This is a genomic window from Paenibacillus sp. FSL K6-2393, from assembly GCF_038002545.1.
Taxonomy (GTDB): Bacteria; Bacillota; Bacilli; order Paenibacillales; family Paenibacillaceae; genus Paenibacillus.
In genome coordinates this window covers 3793330-3812723 of record NZ_JBBOCU010000001.1, presented here as the reverse complement: position 1 = coordinate 3812723, position 19394 = coordinate 3793330, and the positions used below count along the sequence as shown (strand labels likewise).

Below are 19394 nucleotides of genomic sequence, written 5' to 3'. Positions count from 1 at the left end.
GATTATGGATAAACTCATAGGTTGGACCTATGGGTTCCGAGTCTCTGCCATGGGTAATAACATGTAAGCGCAGAATATAGACAGGGAGGAATGAACCTGATGTTTCAACCACGTTCTATTATGATGAGTATCTCGTTAATCGTTATAGTTCTAACACTTGCAGCTTGCTCTGGTAGTAATGGACCTTTGCCTAGCCCTCAACCATCAATGCCAGTAGGTGAATCTGCTCCAGCACCTTCAACAGGAAATGAACAACCATCTGAAACAGATGGAACAGAAGAAGCGAATGAAACAGAGCGCCCACAGTCCGAAAGTTTTGAAATGTTGACCGCAGATGGCAATCAATCACTAGAAGCGACCTTGCAACAAGGAGAAGGATTTTCCTTGTACGTATTTGAGAAATTCACATTTGATGCTGCTCAAGGCCGTCTGTCACTGACTAGTAACGCTGACTATTATGTGGATATTGAACCACTGCCTTCGGAGTATAATCTGGCAGAACTGGAGACAGCGGGTAAAGAAGAATTAGAAAAAGCCGGTAAGGTATCCGATTATAGTGGAGAACTGGTAGAACACCCGCTTGGTTATGCCGAGCTCTATCTTCAGGCCTCTGGTGAAAAAGGCATTAGCGATTATATGGTCTGGAAATCAGAAGAAGGGGATGCATTTCTATTCCGTCTTCATAATCCAAAAGGAGAAGAGGCTTCTGATTTCGCCAGCCCGGTCCTTGTTTCGTTATCCACCGTTCAGGGTGATTCGTAACTTAGATGACCATAATCTTTTCAACGAAAGTCGCCAACTGGCGGCTTTTTTTACTTTTGCAGATTGCACGGAGAAGTTGCGAGGTGATGTATTCACTTCCATTTGACTTAGAGTACGCTCTAGGGTGTAGACTTTGAAGAAGAAGAAATATTGCCAAGGAGATGAATAGAATGACACAGGAAAATAATATTAGAACTTTACAACATAAAATGGACTCTGGCTTCAATCATAACAGTACAGCGGAGGATGTATTGAGAGATCTGGACTTGTCAGGACAGCTTGCTATTGTAACGGGTGGATATTCGGGTCTCGGGTTGGAGACGACACGTGCGCTTGTTAATGCGGGGGCCCGTGTAGTGGTGACTGCACGTCGTCCAGCGGTTGCGAAGGAAGCACTTTCTGGTCTGGAAGGTGTTGAAATAGATGCATTGGACCTCGCTGATTTATCCAGCGTTCGTACTTTTGCCGAGCGATTTCTGGCGAGTGATCGGAACATTGACATGCTGATTCTTAATGCGGGCATCATGGCTTGCCCGGAGACGCGGGTTGGTCCTGGCTGGGAAGCACAATTTGCAACCAATCATCTGGGCCACTTTGCCCTGACTAATCTGTTATGGCCAGCACTGGCAAGTCAGGGGGGAGCACGTGTTGTTTCCTTGGCATCAGCGGGACATCATTTCTCACCGATTCGTTGGGATGACATCCAATTTGAACATGGCTATGAGAAATTCCCTGCCTATGGACAGTCCAAAACAGCAACGATTTTATTCAGCGTTGAGCTGGATCGTCGAGGTGCAGAGCACGGAGTACGGGCTTTCTCAGTTCATCCAGGCGGAATTATGACACCACTACAGCGTCATATGCCAAAAGAGGAAATGATTGCTCTGGGCTGGATTGATGAATCTGGACAAGTGGCCAATCCTGCTTTCAAAACACCTGAGCAGGGGGCAGCGACGCAAGTCTGGGCAGCAACTTCACCTCAGCTTGAGGGAAAAGGCGGTGTCTACTGTGAGGATTGTGACATCAGTGAATTGGCTCCAGAGGATGGAGGTTTCTATGGGGTCAAGAAGTATGCTATCGACCCTGAGCAAGCTCTTCGTTTATGGGATCTATCGGTCAAGCTGACTCAAACAGACATAGAACTCTCATAATCATGTAGTTGCGGCAACAGAGCAACAGCTTGCTTCCATGCAGGAGATCAGCTCATCTTCTTCTTATCTGGCCCGCATGGCATAACGTCTTCAGGAACTTACGGAAAATTTCAAAATCTAAAGAGAATGCGATTAATTATAATGAAAACAACATAATTTCAAACAAAATCTCCTATTTAGCATATAATAAAGAAGGAGCATCTCATTTTCGCGATGGTGCAATCATTTCTTTATGAATTCAGGGAGAGAAAATCATGAATATTTTTGAGCATCAGATACCTTTGGAAAAAGTGAAATTCAATGAACCGCTAAAAAATCACACGTTTATTAAAATAGGTGGCAACGCAGATATTCTCATCCATCCAACAACGATAGACGAAATCACTAAAATCGTGGAAATTGCCAACTTACATCAGTTACCTCTGACGGTCATTGGAAAAGGCTCAAACGTCATTATTAAAGACGGGGGCATCCGGGGAGTAACGATTTCTCTTAGCCACTTCAATCAAATTAAAGTGAGTGAGGACAGCATGATTGCGCAAAGCGGCGTTGATATCATTGATGTATCCAGACTTGCTTTGGAGCATAGCTTGACCGGTTTGGAGTTTGCTTGTGGTATTCCCGGCAGCACGGGGGGCGCACTTTACATGAATGCCGGTGCTTATGGCGGTCAGATCGCAGATGTTGTTGAACGTGCAACTGTGATCACCAAAGATGGCGCGGTGTTGGAGATCCCGCGAGAAGAGATGAAGTTTGGTTATCGAAATAGTCTCTTCAAGATGGATCACTATATCATACTGGAGGCCGAATTCGGGCTCAAAAAAGGAAACAAGGAAGATATTGCGAGCAAAATGAAGGAATTAACGTTCCTGAGAGAATCCAAGCAGCCGCTTGAGTTCCCTTCTTGTGGAAGTGTATTTAAACGACCCGAAGGGCATTTTGCCGGTAAACTGATTCAGGATTGTAACTTGCAGGGCACGCGCATCGGAGGCGCTGAAATTTCCATGAAGCATGCAGGTTTTATCGTAAATGTGGATCACGCCACTGCCCAGGATTATATGGATCTGATCCAATTTATTCAGCAGAAAGTATATGATACGTTCCAAGTTGAATTGGAAACCGAAGTAATCTTTCTGGGAGAATAGCTTCGATGAATGACTTGAAAGGTCGCCCTTGGCGGCCTTTTTTAATTGTACGAATTATACTCAAACAAGAACTCACATGCTAATTATGGTAATATCAGAGTGATTGTATTTAATATTTCATCGTTATCATAAGGAGTGTACATGGAGATGTTCAAGCGTAACAGGAGAATTCTGCTAATCACTGCAATGGTAATTTTACTATCGCCCCTGTCAATCTTGGCATATATGTATATGAATGAACGTGCTGGCGGGCTAGCCGATCAACGGATATCCAAGGTTTGGGGATTAAGTGAACCTATACATATTCCTATAGCGAACAGTCCTGAGAGGGCAGTTCAGGAATTTAGAGGTGAGTTTTATACCTCCCAATTCATTCATCAGGAGGCTGTAAACGGTGGCATGATTTTGTTCACACAAAAAAAGGATCGGGAAAACAACAGTAATCTTCAGATGGAGTATACCCGCAAGAACATTTTCGGATGGAAATGGGTATGGGGTGGAGGATATTCCATTAATGAATCAGATGAATCCAAGTATGCGTTGCATTATATGAGCATACCGAAGTTGGAAAAAGTATCGGCACCGTTTCCGATGTTATTTGGTAATATTAAAGATTCATCCATTAAACGTTTATATGTAGAGACTGAGGAAGGTGGAAAAGTGATTGAGACCGAAGCGAAACTGGTTGAGGTGAGTCATGGACATCTAATCTGGTATGTTTTCCTTCCTCCGTCAGCGGCTATCCCATATATTATTAAGGGATTTAACGAAGAAGGGAAACTCATTACCCATGAACAAATTAAAGATGCCAATGACAGCGGATCGTTAACTCTGGGGAAATGAGATATGGACTATTAAGGACATAAAGTGAAAAGTAAACAACACCATAATCGCTTCAGAGGTCGCCCTTGGCGGCTTTTTTTTGTTGCCAATGTAGTACCAACCATTCCGCCAGTGAATGAACCGATCCTGCAAACCCGCGTCACGCAAGCGATTGGCTCATGCTATGGCTGATTGAACGATTGTTGCTGACCCCGCTCTCCCTTAACATGTGAACAGAGGAGCCTGCTCGTCATTCACCATCATTCTGTCAAAGGGGGCCCGCGATCGTATGGCTGAGCTGTCCGAAACATCAACGTTGCAACCCGGGGTTACAGTCAACAAACCCGTCAAACCAAGTTATCTGCGTAACATTCGAAAACACTGGATGTTGTATGTCATGATCCTGCCCGGCATTTTGTTCTATATTATTTTCAAGTACATTCCACTGGGCGGAAGCGTGATTGCATTTCAGAACTTTCAGATTATGAAAGGTATATGGAGTAGTCCATGGGTTGGCCTGGATAACTTCAAATTTATTTTTACGTATCAGGATTTCTATCACGTGCTTCGGAATACAGCTCTGATTGCCTTATACAAACTGGTGATCGGATTTCCTGCTCCCATCCTGCTAGCGCTATTGTTCAACGAAGTGAGAAAAATGCTTGCCAAACGCTTTTTGCAGAGTCTGTTTTATCTGCCTCATTTTCTCTCCTGGGTTGTTGTCGGGGGGATCGTGTTTGAGGTGCTAGCCTCGGGTGGTTTTGTAAACGCTGTCCGTGGATGGTTCGGGTTCGAGCCGATCCTGTATATGCAGCAGGAGCAATATTTCCGACCTATTGTTGTCCTGTCCTCCATCTGGAAAGAGGTAGGGTGGGGAACGATTATATATCTCGCTGCGGTAAGTGGCATTGATCCCACGCAATATGAAGCGGCAGTGATGGACGGAGCGAACCGCTGGAAGCAAACGATCTACATTACATTGCCTGCGTTGTTCCCGACGATCTTAACCCTGTTCCTGCTGAATATCGGCAATTTCCTGGAACTTGGCTTTGATCAGATCTATAACCTGCTGACACCGATGACCTACTCGGTAGGGGATATCATTGAAACGTACGTATACCGCTCTGGTGTCCTGCAAGGGCAATATAGCGTAACAACAGCGATTGGTCTATTTCAGTCGGTGATTGGCTTTATTCTGCTCTGGGTCTTCAATCGGCTAGCGAGAAAATCAGGAGAGGGGTTGTGGTAATGATCAAGCAGACGATTGGAGAAAAGCTGTTCCAAACCGCCAACTACATTTTCCTGACGCTTGCGGCCTTTACGATGCTCCTTCCATTGCTACATCTGCTTGCCGTTTCCCTGAGTTCGCCGGTTGCGGCAGACTCCAAAGAAGTATTTCTGTGGCCCGTCGGCTTTACTTTCGCGTCATGGAAACACATTCTACAAAGCTCAGGCTTATGGCAATCGTTCGGTGTAACCGTATTCATTACGGTAGTGGGTACTGCGCTTAGTATGTTGTTTTCAGTGTTGACCGCTTTTCCGTTATCGCGCAGAGAATTCATGATTCGCAAACAAGTGATGCTGGGCATCGTAATTACGATGATTTTCAATGCCCCGATGATTCCATTCTTTCTGACGGTAAGGGAGCTGGGCATGATGAATTCCATCTGGTCCCTGATTATTCCTGGTGTAATTGGCACATTTAATATGGTCATTCTGCGTACCTTTTTCATGAGCTTGCCCAAAGAACTTGATGACACGGCCCGAATCGACGGTTGCCATGACTTCCGGATCCTGTTTCAGATTTATTTGCCGCTATCCAAGCCGGTTCTGGCTACGGTCAGTCTGTTCTATGCGGTGGGATACTGGAACACGTTCCAGCGGGCGGTACTGTTTCTACGTGATCCAGGGCTCTGGCCTTTGCAGATGAAGCTACGAGCGTATTTAACCAGCCCGGAGGAACTGGCCCAAGTAAATATGTTTCTTGGGGATTACAACTTCAATACAACCACGTTAAAGGCAGCGACGATACTTTTTGCAAGCGTTCCCATTATTTTGGTGTATCCTTATCTACAGAAGTATTTTGTGAAAGGTTCATTGCTCGGATCACTGAAAGAATAAACCATGTTCAGGGGGATGATTCCATGAGAAAACAACTGAGTCGCAAGATGATGCCGCTAATGCTCAGTCTAGCCATGCTGTTGGTCGCTGGTTGTGGCTCTGCTACTACAAGTTCCGGAAATGACGTTGGTAACGGCGAAGGCAGTGGTGGAGCTGTAAAAGTCAAAGTATTCAAAAGCCATATGGGCGTTGGCAGCTTGCCAACTGCGGATAATCCACATGTGAAATACATTGCTGAAAAGACGGGAGTCCAGTATGAACTCATTACAACGCCTCCCGGTTCGGAGCCATCCGAATACTTAAACCTGATGATTGCCTCGGATGAACTGCCAGATATCCTGCGTCCGATTGGAGGCATTGAGCAGACACTGATTCAGCAGGGAGGCGCGTTACCACTGGATGAACTGCTACCTGAATATGCACCGCATGTGTGGGAAAGTATTCCTCAGGAAGCTTGGGATATCGTACGCTCCGCTTCCCCTGACGGCAAAATCTATTATGTGCCCAAGGTATTCCTTGTGCCTGAACGTGCACCATTAATTCGTCAGGATTGGGTGGATAAGGTGGGCATGGAGATGCCAAAGACCACTGATGAATATGTCGAGCTGCTCACAGCTTTCCGTGACAAGGACCCGAATGGCAACGGCAAACCGGATGAACTGCCAACAAGCGGGAGGGAATTCGGCAGATGGATGGACCATCTGTTTGCGATGTACGGGGTAGCGATGTGGGAAGGGTATCCCGAATGGGATGAATACGATGGAAAAATCCAGTACGCAGGGACTACCGACAATATGCGGGAAGCAATCAAGTTCATTCGCATGTTATATGTGGAAAAACTGCTGGACAATGAAACCTTCCTGAACAAAGGGGAAGTGTGGCAGGCCAAAATCAATAATAACCTCGTAGGCAGCTGGTACCATTTGCCTGCAAATGTGCGAGATCGGTACAATGCGATGCTGACCCAGGCTCCAGATGCCTACATTGCAGCAATGCCGTTGCCCAAAGCCGAAGGGTTTGAAGCTTTTGTCACCCAGAAAAGCATGGGTGAACCGGAATGGATGATCCCAGCCACCAAACAGGATAATGCGCCAAATGCGCTGAAACTGCTGGATTTCTTCTACAATCCTGAAAATGATGAGTTCGGTCGCTTTGGTCTTGAAGGTGAGCAGCATGAAGTCAAGGATGGACGCAAAGTCATTCTTCCACCTGCTGACAACAAACCGCTTGCCTTGGGTATGAAGAATCTGACCACAGCAGAAGACATGAACAAGCGGATTGAAGAGACATATCCGGAAGATCAGCAGCAAATGGTCAAAGACATGTTCGAAGTCAGCACTGCTGATGCGCGGCAAATTGCCGGTGACGGTCTGCCAGCCTCTGTGTATGAAGGTTTTCCTGATATCCAGTCTCACAAGTTGTTTCAAGAGGTATTGACCAAGATTGTCATCGGCGAGCTGCCGATCGAGGCTTATGATGAATATGTGAAGAAATGGAATGCTTCCGGGGGCGAAGTGGTCACCCAGCGTGTACAGGAATGGTATGAGAAGGTGAGAAAATGAAAAAGAGATATGCCCTATGCGGGGTCAGCGGCAGAGCATTGGGACAATTTGCAAAACCAATTCATGAGCTATTCTCTCATAATTCAGAGGTTGTCGCCCTGCTGGATAGCGATCCTGCACGGTTTGAAGTCTATCGCGACCGTTTTCCTGAGCACACAGAAGTAGCGGTATATGGCGCTTCGGATTTTGGGGTCATGGTCGATGAGACTCGGCCTGACTGTATCATCGTGGCTGGCAGGGACGATACTCATGCCCACTATATTGTCGCCGCGTTGGAGCGGGATCTCGATGTTATCACCGAAAAGCCGATGACGACTACAGGCGCTGATGCCAGACGCATTCTGGAAGCAGAAGCAAGGAGTAAGGGCAACGTTACCGTAACGTTCAATTATCGGTATATGCCGATCCACATGCGTATCAAGGAATTAATTCAGGAGGGGAAACTCGGTCGCGTCACTTCCATCGACCTTAACTGGTATATCGATACCCATCACGGCTCCAGTTATTTTAAACGGTGGAACCGTGAACGGGCATTCTCGGGCGGTCTGTCGGTCCATAAAAGTACCCACCACTTTGATCTGGTCCAGTGGTGGATCAATCAAAAGCCAGTTGAAGTTTTTGCCTATGGAGCACTGAACTATTACGGGGCTGAAGGTGAATGGAATCCGGCACAGGAGGACGGAAGACATTGCCGAACATGTCATGTCTCAGAAGATTGTGCCTATTATTCCCGCTGGACGTCCCGCAGTCGTCAGATCCGGGTACCGGATGACCATCTGAACCAGCTCGGTACAACAAGCCAGCAGGAGTTTCCGTACACTTCATACCGTCCCGACCAGTGTATCTTCGATTCCACGATTGAGATTGAAGACACGTATGCCGCAACCGTGAAATATAGCGGCGGCGCGCTGATGAGTTATTCGGTCAATTTCTCACTTCCTTACGAAGGGTACCGTTTGGCGATAAATGGTACGAAGGGCAGGCTAGAAACATTGGAGTATCATATGCCGGCCCGGACGCCTTTTCCCACACCCGTCCAGACGATCGATTACTTTCCGCTCTTTGGTTCAAAAGAAACGATCCATGTTGTTCATCGTGAAGGCGGACATGGAGGAGGAGATCCACTGCTGCTGGAGGATATTTTCCTCGGCGAAGATAAGAAACGCCCTTACCGAATTCTGTCTGGCGCTGAAGACGGCGCTTATTCCGTTGCCGCTGGAGAAGCAGTGTGGCGATCTGTGGAAGAGCATCGGCCTATTTCCATAGATGAAGTGCTGGGTGGTTGGAACAGCAGAGTGCCCACACACAAAGGGAGGGAGAAGTGACATGAGCAGACCTGTGTATTTTGAACCGGAGGAGAGTATGGCTTATCACAGTGGTGAAGACGATATGCACGCCCTGATGAGCATTGCGGGAAGGTATATTGGCGCCAATCCTCCGCATCCCCCGGTCTACAGAGTGAGTAGGCCAGGACTTGTGCGCAAGTCCGATGATCACCGCTACGTCTTCCCGCTGGGCGATTTATTTCCCCACATGAGCAAAGGACAACAGGTCTATGCATGGGCCAAACTGTGGAGTGACAGTGATCAGGAATTTGTTTTTCATATCACCTGCTTCGGACCTGTTAGGTTGTTTCATAATGGCGTGCTGATCTATGGTTCTGCACCTGAAGAGGAATATCCAGCGATACCTGTTCTGAAACTGAAATGTGGGCTGGTCAGAGGCTGGAATCACTTCGTTCTTGAATTCAAATCAGGCGAAAATGGGGGAGGTGGCCAGTTTGGCACTGGCTCCCGGAAGAACAAACCACTTCACTTCATTGTACCTTCGCTCGAACGAGATGGGGAAGAAGGCTGGCTCTACAGCGAGTCGTTGGATTTTCCGTTGCAGGAAATTCCTTCTGGCCCCATGCGAGAGAAGGCCACTGGCGTTAACTGGTTGCCTCGGGAGGAAGACCCCGAGAAGGCATCGCCTTATGGGCAGTTGGCACGGATGTATGGACTGACCAGCGGCATGTCTGCGTATGCATGGACGAAGATAAATGGTACCAATTGTGGGAAGGAGACTGTGCTGATCTCCGGTGAGGCCTACAGCCCGATTGAATTCTGGGTGGAGGGTAAGGTAGTATTCCATCAAGAGCAAGCCGGACTTTTCCGTTTCGAACTGCCATTATCTGCTGCTGTGCAAGATCTGACAGCGAACTGTGTATGTGGAGACCGGGATTGGGGATTCCGTATGGATGCAACTACAGATGAGATGTTGACACCCGCACTGGATGTGAAAGGGCATAGAGGCAAGTGGCTGTACCTGGGTCCTTTTCAAGCGGAACAGGAGATTGATCTGGCTTCCTGCCAGAAGATGAAGCGGACTACTCGTAGCGGAACAGGTGAAGACGTATACTGGCGAACAGAGCTGCCATACGGAGAGGTACGTCCATTTCTGGAAAATGAATGGTTCGGCCGATGGAACTATCCCCTGGGCGTCACGTTATACGGATTGCTTCAGCTTGGCAAAGTGGGTCAACGATCGGATATTCGAGATTACGTGCTGAATCACATTGAATTTGCCTCTTCACGTTTCAGCTACTCCTTATGGGACAGAGAACATTATGGTGCAGCTGGGCTGAATAATCAGCTCTCCCATATCGACAGCCTGGACGACTGTGGATCTTTCGGCGCCACCATGCTGCTTGCCGATCGGGAACGCAAGTTGGACGGCGTTTCAGAGACGGCAGCTCATATCGCTGACTATATTTTGCATCAACAGTCCCGTCTGGAAGATGGCACTTTATACCGCAAGATTGGTGTCTCCAGATCAATGGATAACACGATGTGGTGTGATGATCTGTATATGAGCATCCCGTTCCTGTGTAGATACGCCGAATGGTCGGGTGACGATAAGCTGCTGGATGAAGCGGCAAGACAGGTTCTTTTGTATAAAAAGTATCTGTACATTCCAGAGCTGCAAATTATGTCACATGTATTCGATGTGGAGCGAGGTGAGCCAACACGGACCCCTTGGGGCCGAGGCAACGGCTGGGTGCTGTTCTCCATATCGGAGCTGCTGACGGCCCTTCCTCATGAGCATCCATCCTATACAGTTCTCATTCAGTTCTACAGGGAATTGTGTGAAGGGTACTTGCCATTGCAGGGCAGAAACGGATTGTGGCATCAGGTATTAACGGACCCCGAATCATATGAGGAAACATCCTGTACCTCCATGTTCATCTATGCGTATGCCCGGGGTGTTCGAATGGGCTGGCTGTTAGATCCGAAACCCTATGCACAAGCGGTGGAGCGAGGGTGGAAGGGGCTTTCAGAACGCACAATTGATAAAAGAGGCAATGTATACGGCGTATGTCGTGGCTCCAGCTACTCCTTCACGAATCACTATTATAAGCATGAACTGGGTTGGAATCTGAATGATACCCATGGGATCGGCATTGTACTTCTTGCTGGGCTTGAAACTATTGCCATGCAAGAATGGCAGACAAACACGCCGGTTTTCGCTACGGAAAGGGTCGGAACACCCGAGAAATTGGAGAAATCATCTTTTTAGAGGGAGAAAATAGGCTGTTGGACCGGGTCGTATTGGGCATATGGGAACGGTATAATATCGGTATATTGCATATGAGGTGGGATAATTGTGACCCTTTCCTTCTTAAAGTGGCTAAAATTCAATGTCACCAATACCCAGACCCGGCTGCTGCTGATTCTGACTGTTGTTGTCTTCATGATTATTATTGGGGTGGGGATGACGACGTATTATTCTTCCAAATCGGTGTTACAGCAGGAATTAAGTGAGCCGCAACACCAGATGCTGCGTATCAGCATGAATGATATTGATGAAGTGATCCGGGAAAGTGATCAGATTGCGGTGAAAATTGCACTGAACAGTAATGTATACCGATTTCTCACCAATGAAGTACAGGGATCATACCGCAATATTACGGAACTGGTACAATTTCTGGAAACCTTAATCAGTAGTACGTCCTTTATTAAGAGCGCTTACATTTTTGATATGAATCGGGAGAGCATTGTTGCGTTCCCACAAGGCTACAGCTCCAGCAAAGTTAATTTCCCGGATTCGGATTGGGTTAGCGTTGCCGATGAACTTGAAGATCGTCCCATGCTGGTCAAGCAACGTGAGATTTCCACATCGTCTGGTGTGTCCATGCCGCAAATTACACTTTATCGAAAAATAATGATCGCTGGCGAGTTGAAAGGGATTATCGCAGTTAATTTCAAGACAGAGAAGATGTTCGAGCACATGCTGCTCTCATCCGTCTCCGACCTTGACAGCCATCGTTTCATCCTCGACACCAACAACCAGCCTTTATATGATCTCGGCAATTATGCCGTCGGAGAGGAAGCGGTCAGTCATGTACTCGCCCAATTGGATGGTGAAAAGCTTGGCGAGTTTAAACATGAAGGTAAGCTTTTACTGGCTTCACAGACCATTTCACCGTACACCGGATGGCGTTATCTGTCCGTGATATCACAAGACAGTCTCCTCGCTAATGCACAGAAGATCCGCAATATTGTTTTTATCGTATCTTTGTTGGCTCTTGTAGCAGGAGCGGTTACGATCACAGTTTACAATGCAGCTGCTTTTAGACCGGTAAGACGCATGAGACAACTGCTCAGCGGGTACGACCAGGAGAGAATCCATCCGGAGCAGATTGATCTGGAGAAAATAACGGGGCAACTGCTAACGGATCATGCTCAGCAGGCCATCAATCTCAGGCAGACCCTTCCGGAAGCTTCATCCAAATTTCTGACGGATATCTATAACGGACATATGACAGGAAGTCGGGAAATTAGCGAGAAATGGTGCCGTTATTTCAAGGATTGGAGCGATGAGCCACTCTCTATTGCCATGTTGTCGATTGATAATTATAAGGCCTGGTGTGAGCGTTTTAAGAAGTCAGATCACTCCCTGCTGAAATTTGCCATTGGTAATATCATAGCTGAACTGTTGTCTGGACAATGGCGGGTGTTATCAGCCGATCTGGGCAGAGACCGGATGCTCGTGATGCTGCAACCGATTCATTCTGGCGGTAGCAAGAGCGTAGCGACAGCAATACGAGAGACGATTGGCATGATTCCTCGCTTGCTCAAGTTTCAGGTGTCGAGCGGCGTAAGCGGGGGGCACGACGGATTCATGCGACTTCAGCGAGCCATGTATGAGGCGGAGAGTGCGCTGGATTACAGATTCTACTTGGGGTATGAACGAGTTATTTCGTTTGAAGAGATCTCGGGTCTGCAACCGACCGAGAATACATTGGAAGAACTTGAATTCATGACTCAACTGACGGAGACCGTCGAAGCAGGCAGGGGTGAAGAAGCCCTGAGGACTTTTGACAAGATAGTTGGTCGAATGACGCACGAGCAATGGCACCCTTCATCAGCGCTGGCCTTTCTTGAAGCTGTTGCAGCTACACTTGAACGAACTCGCCTGAAGAGCGAGACAGAAGGTTGCGGACTCGAAATGGTGGATATGCAGACCATGCATCTGGAGGCTGTCTGTGAAGTGCTGCGAAGCCAGATCGAAGGTTTGGCTGATTGGTTCGGTAGCCTTATGCTTAGCAAGGATTTCATACTGTGCCAACAGATGATTGCATTTATGAACAACCATCTGGAAGACTCGGTAAGCATTCAGGAGATTGCCGAGCATGCTGGGATCGGAAGCAGTTTGGCAAGTCAGTTGTTCAAGCAGGAAATGGGCGATACCATCCACGGATATTTCACTAAGCTTCGCATGGAACGTGCCTGTGAACTATTGCTGGATACGGATTATAGAATTTCCGAGATCGCAACGATGGTGGGTTATCAGCATGAGAACAGTTTTATTCGTGTGTATCGAAAATACAAAGACATTACACCGGGAAAGTACAGGGAGATAATGCGAAGCCGCAGGGGTGTACTACAGGAATCTTGATCCATACTTGAACCCATAGAATGACAAGGAGGCAGAGCCATTGATGGATCGACAATCGGTCATCACCAGGAATCATCCGGTATTAACACAGCTTGAGCCCAGATCGCCTTTATCTGTAGGTAATGGAGAATTTGCATTCAGTGCTGATTTTACGGGACTTCAAACGTATCCAGATCTGTATGAAATACCTCTTGGTACACAATCCAACTGGGGTTGGCATTATACGGGTGGTCATCATGTATTCGGAGATGAGGATATTGTCTATCAGGCATTTGAGACATATGGCCGCAAAGTGCCATACCCCATGAAGCCCGAAGACAAGGAAGAAGCCTATCACTGGCTTAGGCAGAACCCGCATCGACTTCAGCTTGGACGCATTTCATTTCGTTTGCTAGGAGAAGATGGTCAGGAGACGGACGTCACCCATGTCGTCCCGGTACGTCAGGAATTGAATCTATGGACCGGAATTCTGCACAGTGAATTTACCGTGCAGGGGGAAGAAGTGAGTGTAGAGACAGCCTGTGACCCACGGCTCGATTGTATCGCCATTTGTGTACAATCCGAATTAATCCGTAAGCAGCGTCTGCAACTGTTTGTTGTATTTCCAGCGCCCGATATGACACACCGGAGCTGGTCAAAATCAGTATTCCCCGACTGGAAGCAACATGACAGACATTCTACTGTGCTGACATCGGCCACTTCGACTTCCGCATCATTAAAACGTGTGCTGGATGAAGATGAGTATACATTGGAATGGATCTGGGACGCAGGCCAACTGGAACAGACGGGAACTCATGAATTCACACTATCTCCCAAGGCCGCACCAGACTCGGACATCTGGTCGTGCAGTGTATCTTTTGCTGCACATAAGCCGGAAACCTTGCCAGCAGATACAGTATTGCGATCAAGCTCGGTCCACTGGAATCAGTTCTGGAATGATGGCGGAGTGATTGATTTTGAAGGCAGTTCAGATCCGCGTGCCGCTGAACTGGAGCGTAGAGTGGTCCTATCCCAGTTTCTGAGTGCGGTGCACAGTGGTGGGTCCATGCCACCACAAGAGACTGGATATATGTACAACAGCTGGTTCGGAAAAATGCATCTGGAGATGCATTGGTGGCATGCAGCGCATTTTCCGCTCTGGAATCGGACCGATCTGTTGTGCAAGAGTATGGACTGGTACCTGACCATCCTGCCAGAAGCACGCGAACTGGCACGCTCTCAAGGTTATGTCGGTGCGCGATGGCCCAAAATGGTGGGCTATAACGGGCATCAGACTCCGTCGCCAGTAGCTCCGGGATTGATCTGGCAGCAACCACATCCCATGGCACTAGCTGAGATGTGTTATCTGTCGCGGCCTGATCCTGCCATGTTAACACGGTATAAGGATATCGTATTTGAAGCGGCTGACTTTATGGTGTCCTATGCCCATTGGGATGGGAAAAGGCAAGCGTATGTGTTAGGTCCGCCGCTTATTCCTGCGCAGGAGAATCACGCCATGAACGATAGTTTGAATCCGCCCTATGAACTGGAGTACTGGAAATTCGGTCTGGAGATAGCCATCCTTTGGGCAGAGCGTTTGAATCATCCAGCCAATCCAGACTGGCGAAGAGTGGCTTCGCACATGGCTAAACCTCGACATGAGAACGGAGTTTATCTCGCACACGAGAATTGTCTGGACACTTACACCGTTAAAAACCATGATCATCCCTCGATGGTTGGAGCACTTGGACTATTGCCAGGTTCATTAATCGATCCGGAGATCATGAGAAATACGTTGCTCAGGGTCAAAGAATGCTGGGACTGGGAATCCGCCTGGGGTTGGGATTTTCCGATGTGCGCGATGACAGCAGCCAGATTGAATGAACCAGAGCTTGCAGTGGATCTCCTGATGATGGATGCCACGAAGAACACGTATTTGCCTAATGGACACAACTATCAGAGATCAGGGTTGTGGGCATATCTTCCCGGGAACGGTGGTCTCCTAACCGCTGTCGCCATGATGGCCGCCGGCTGGGCAGGAGCGGGAGAACAAGTGAATCCGGGATTTCCACGGGATGGTAGCTGGACTGTGAAGTGGGAAGGTCTTAATCCTTTGATGTAATCATCAGAACGTTGAACCCCGATTGAACGGTACAGATGGCATAATCCATCAGAAGGAGGATTTCGATATGGTTGGAACTTCGACAAAGTCAGTGACACAAGAACGGAGAATGTCTGTCAAAATAGCAGATACCTTGCTTTCCGAATGCCAGAATGGCAATCATCCCAAGATTGCAGGCAAATGGGGCTATGTGGGCGGGATGACGTTGATGGCACTGGAACGCGCCGCCGAATGGAATCAAGAATCCCGCTACGCGGAACTTGTTCAGCGTCACATGGATGACCTCATCGAGAATGACGGCACCATTCGGACCTACCAGTTAAATGATTACAACCTGGATATGATCAATGAAGGCAAAAATCTGTTCAACCAGTGGAAGAATTCCGGCAATGAAAAATATGCTAAAGCAATTTTGCACCTGGTTGACCAGCTTAAAGGACAACCACGGACAAGTGAAGGTGGATTCTGGCATAAGAAAATATATCCATTTCAGATGTGGTTGGATGGCATTTATATGTCTTCACCTTTTTTGGCGGAATATGCGAGCACCTTCGATCATCCCGAGAGCTTCGATGAAGTGGCACGACAGATTTTGTTGATCGAGCGAAAGACCCGTAATCCGCGTAATGGCTTACTACACCATGCCTGGGATGAGAGCAGGGAACAACGCTGGTGCGCTCAAGATACTGGTCGATCCGTTCATGTTTGGGGCCGGGCCATGGGATGGTATGCAATGGCCGTGGTAGATACACTGGAGCACTTTCCAGTGGATCACCCACAGCGCGGACAGATTATGGGCATATTTGAACGAATGGCATACGCGATTGCCCATGCTCAGGATCATGATAGTGGACTCTGGTACCAAGTGATGGATCAGAACGGAAGAGCCGGCAATTATCTGGAAGCCTCTGCTTCCTGTATGTTGACCTATGCACTCGCGAAAGGCCTCCGGTTACATTATCTGGCTGAACTGGACCGTGAAGTCGTTGATCATGCCTATGCTGGAATATTGAAGCAGTTAGTCACTGAAGATGAAAAAGGGGTGCATCTTCACCACATCTGTCATGGTGCCGGACTCGGTGGGAAGAAGTATCGGGACGGTTCTTATGAATATTACATCAGTGAACAGGTCGTTAGCGATGTGCAGATGGGCGTAGCCCCGTTCTTGCTAGCCAGTATTGAGATGGAGAGACTTGGGGCGGAAAAAGCGTGAACCAACACACTGATCACACAGACACTACAGGCATACGGCCGGACAGGAACAAGATGTTGCTGAAATATCCTTCTTCCTGGTGGCAAGGGTTGTGGCGAGAAGCGCTTCCTTCCGGAAACGGTAAGCTTGGTGCTTCAGTGCAAGGTGGAATTCAGACTGAAACTGTGCTCTTGCAGCACAGTGAATTATGGCATTGGGGGCGCAAAGATGAGCTGCCCGATGTCAGTCATACCTTATTAGAAACTCGTAAGTTAATGGATGAGGAACGATATTTAGAGGCAAGCTGGCATCTGACCCGTACACTGCAAGCAGAAGGTTACGCGTCCAAGTTGTCTTCCCGATATCCACTGGCTACAATGACGGTGAAAATGAAGTGTAATAACGCTTTTCGCAAATACCGGCGGCAACTGGATATGGACACAGGGGAAGTTCATGTGCGCTGGCAGGACGGAAGTGACAACTATACAAGAAGTCTGTTCGTCTCGCGTGCAGACGATTGTGTTGTCTATGAGATCGAGACTCATAGAGTGAAAGATGGAGCAAATGCGCAGGGAACAGGTTCGGCTGAGCATTCATTGATGTCGGGGACGATAGGCCTTCAATTCCCGCAGGGCGACCGGGTAAGAGAAGATGACGAGTTCAACATACTAAAGTCGTCTATAACGATAAGAATTGATCGGGATGATAGTGGAGACTATCTGTGCTATGGGGGACGAAATGACGATGGGCAGGACTACGGAGCGGTGCTGCGACTGATCCAATTGAACGAAATACCTGGTGCGAGTCATGATCAACAAAAGGAAAGCGAAACTAACAAAGACATGCTTAGCAGGCAACTTCATTTCCAGACCTCTGGAAAAGTGCTTGTGCTTGTTAAAATGTTTACTACGGGCAGACGAGCGCAGGAATGGACACGGTTGAAGCAGGAACTCGCATCGCTTGAGAGCGACTACAATACGTTGCTGGATCGGCATATCTCACTGCATCAACCGCTGTTTCGGTCCGCTGAGCTTGATCTGGATGATAAAACAGATGACGGACGCTGTAATGAAGACTTGCTTCTGGAAGCCTATGAAGGTGAAGCACCTACAGGGTTCGTGCGCAAGATGTGGGCCTATGGTCGGTATCTGTTTATCAGCGGAACCTCTGAACATAGCGGATTGCCATTTGGATTATACGGCTTGTGGGGTGGTGATTATCGCTTGATCTGGGGCCACAATATGGCGAATGAGAATGTGCAAATGATGTATTGGCACACTGACGTAGGTGGTTTATCCAATCTGAATCGTTCGTTGTTCCGCTATTACAACGGATTAATGGATGACTTTCGGGACAATGCTCGCAAGTTATATGGCTGCCGAGGAATCTACATTCCCGCTGGAACAACACCGGGTATCGGGGTGCCTAACCAGATTGTTCCCGTAATCATGAACTGGACGGGAGCAGCAGGATGGATCGCCAGACATTATTATGCACATTATCAGTTTACTGGGGATAAGCAGTTTCTGCTGGAGGAAGCCTTGCCCTTCATGAAGGAGGCCCTTCAGTTCTATGAAGATTTTCTGGTGCTGGGTGAAGACGGCAAATATAAGATATACCCGTCTGTTTCGCCAGAGAATACACCTGAGAATTTTATGCCTAAGCATGGACAGCCACTGACCCACCCTATGCCTACAGCCATTAACGCCACCATGGACATTGCCATTATTAAAGAACTGCTACAGCATGTCATTGCAGCCAGTCGACTAACTGGAGTGCATGCGACTAAGATTCCGTGCTGGGAAGCCATGCTGGAGCATATGCCCGACTATCTAATTGAAGCGGAGGGAGCTGTGAAAGAATGGCTGCATCCTGCGTTTGAAGATCGACGTGATCATCGTCATCTTTCACACCTGTATCCTGTTTTTCCAGGACAGGAGGTCACCCGTGAAGAACAGCCAGAACTTTTCCAAGCGTTCGAGACAGCAGTTGATCAGAGAAGGCTTGGTGCTCAGAGTGGTTGGTCCCTTGCACATATGTCGTCTATATATGCTCGACTTGGCAATGGTGAGCGGGCGCTGGAAAGTCTCGATATTCTTGCGCGCTCCTGTGTACTGAGTAATGGGTATACCTTGCATAATGACTGGCGTAATATGGGGGTATGTATGTCCATGCCCGCTGCTCCGATTCAGCTGGATGCCAATATGGGCTGGGTTAATGCAGTACAGGAAATGCTGCTCTATGTGTCAGAACAGTGGATCAAGTTACTGCCGGCATTGCCAGAACGGTGGGTACGGGGTTCCATTCATGACTGGTGCATACCAGGAGGTCGAATGTCCTGTACATGGAACCGGAGCTCGGGCTTCTTCCGGGCAGAACTTGTCGCGGACCGGCGGATCAATACGAAGCTTCATATTCCTGAATGGGTGAACGGATGCGAGATGATCAGCAGAAGTGCCTGCTTATGTGAACTTGATGATAATGGCATCTATGAGCTTGAAATTGAAGTTGGTGGGGAACTCACTCTGGAGAGAAAAATGTTTGGGATAAATAATGAATAAAATGCCGCCATCTGGCGGCATTTTTCATAGGGATCTA

General features: G+C 48.0%; 13 protein-coding genes. All 13 read left to right on the top strand.

Features of this window, described 5'->3' with window-relative positions; genetic code table 11:
• Window positions 1–99 precede the first annotated feature (99 nt).
• Window positions 100–762: a hypothetical protein gene (locus tag MHI14_RS16775; RefSeq protein WP_249910758.1), complete on the top strand. Its 663-nt coding sequence runs from the start codon at window positions 100–102 to the stop codon at window positions 760–762.
• A 170-nt stretch (window positions 763–932) separates the two neighbouring features.
• A complete protein-coding gene (locus MHI14_RS16770) occupies window positions 933–1913 on the top strand; it encodes an SDR family NAD(P)-dependent oxidoreductase (protein ID WP_249910757.1) in 981 nt (326 codons plus the stop codon).
• Between the two features lie 236 nt (window positions 1914–2149).
• Window positions 2150–3058 (top strand): UDP-N-acetylmuramate dehydrogenase, encoded by a 909-nt coding sequence (gene murB / locus MHI14_RS16765; protein WP_430982046.1) that lies wholly within the window; start codon window positions 2150–2152, stop codon window positions 3056–3058.
• Window positions 3059–3244: 186 nt separating this feature from the next.
• Window positions 3245–3901, top strand: coding sequence for a hypothetical protein (locus MHI14_RS16760; protein ID WP_341130823.1), 657 nt, complete (start codon window positions 3245–3247; stop codon window positions 3899–3901).
• Between the two features lie 268 nt (window positions 3902–4169).
• Complete coding sequence (locus MHI14_RS16755; protein ID WP_091016421.1) at window positions 4170–5129, top strand: ABC transporter permease; 960 nt, start codon at window positions 4170–4172, stop codon at window positions 5127–5129.
• A gap of 2 nt (window positions 5130–5131) precedes the next feature.
• On the top strand, window positions 5132–6001 hold the full coding sequence (locus tag MHI14_RS16750) for a carbohydrate ABC transporter permease (protein WP_083679484.1): 870 nt from the start codon (window positions 5132–5134) through the stop codon (window positions 5999–6001).
• Window positions 6002–6024: 23 nt separating this feature from the next.
• Window positions 6025–7563: an extracellular solute-binding protein gene (locus tag MHI14_RS16745; protein ID WP_091030714.1), complete on the top strand. Its 1539-nt coding sequence runs from the start codon at window positions 6025–6027 to the stop codon at window positions 7561–7563.
• Window positions 7560–8888 (top strand): Gfo/Idh/MocA family protein, encoded by a 1329-nt coding sequence (locus tag MHI14_RS16740; RefSeq protein WP_091030711.1) that lies wholly within the window; start codon window positions 7560–7562, stop codon window positions 8886–8888. Before MHI14_RS16745 ends, MHI14_RS16740 begins: the two co-directional genes overlap by 4 nt.
• Window position 8889: 1 nt before the next feature.
• Window positions 8890–11121 (top strand): glycoside hydrolase family 88/105 protein, encoded by a 2232-nt coding sequence (locus MHI14_RS16735; protein ID WP_341130822.1) that lies wholly within the window; start codon window positions 8890–8892, stop codon window positions 11119–11121.
• 87 nt (window positions 11122–11208) lie between these two features.
• Window positions 11209–13503 carry a helix-turn-helix domain-containing protein gene (locus MHI14_RS16730; RefSeq protein WP_341130821.1) on the top strand — a complete coding sequence of 765 codons (2295 nt, stop codon included), beginning with the start codon at window positions 11209–11211 and terminating at the stop codon, window positions 13501–13503.
• A 43-nt stretch (window positions 13504–13546) separates the two neighbouring features.
• On the top strand, window positions 13547–15604 hold the full coding sequence (locus MHI14_RS16725) for a glycoside hydrolase family 65 (protein WP_341131715.1): 2058 nt from the start codon (window positions 13547–13549) through the stop codon (window positions 15602–15604).
• A gap of 67 nt (window positions 15605–15671) precedes the next feature.
• A complete protein-coding gene (locus tag MHI14_RS16720; protein WP_341130820.1) occupies window positions 15672–16817 on the top strand; it encodes a glycoside hydrolase family 88/105 protein in 1146 nt (381 codons plus the stop codon).
• Between the two features lie 53 nt (window positions 16818–16870).
• Window positions 16871–19357 carry a glycosyl hydrolase family 95 catalytic domain-containing protein gene (locus tag MHI14_RS16715; RefSeq protein WP_445670370.1) on the top strand — a complete coding sequence of 829 codons (2487 nt, stop codon included), beginning with the start codon at window positions 16871–16873 and terminating at the stop codon, window positions 19355–19357.
• Window positions 19358–19394 lie beyond the last annotated feature (37 nt).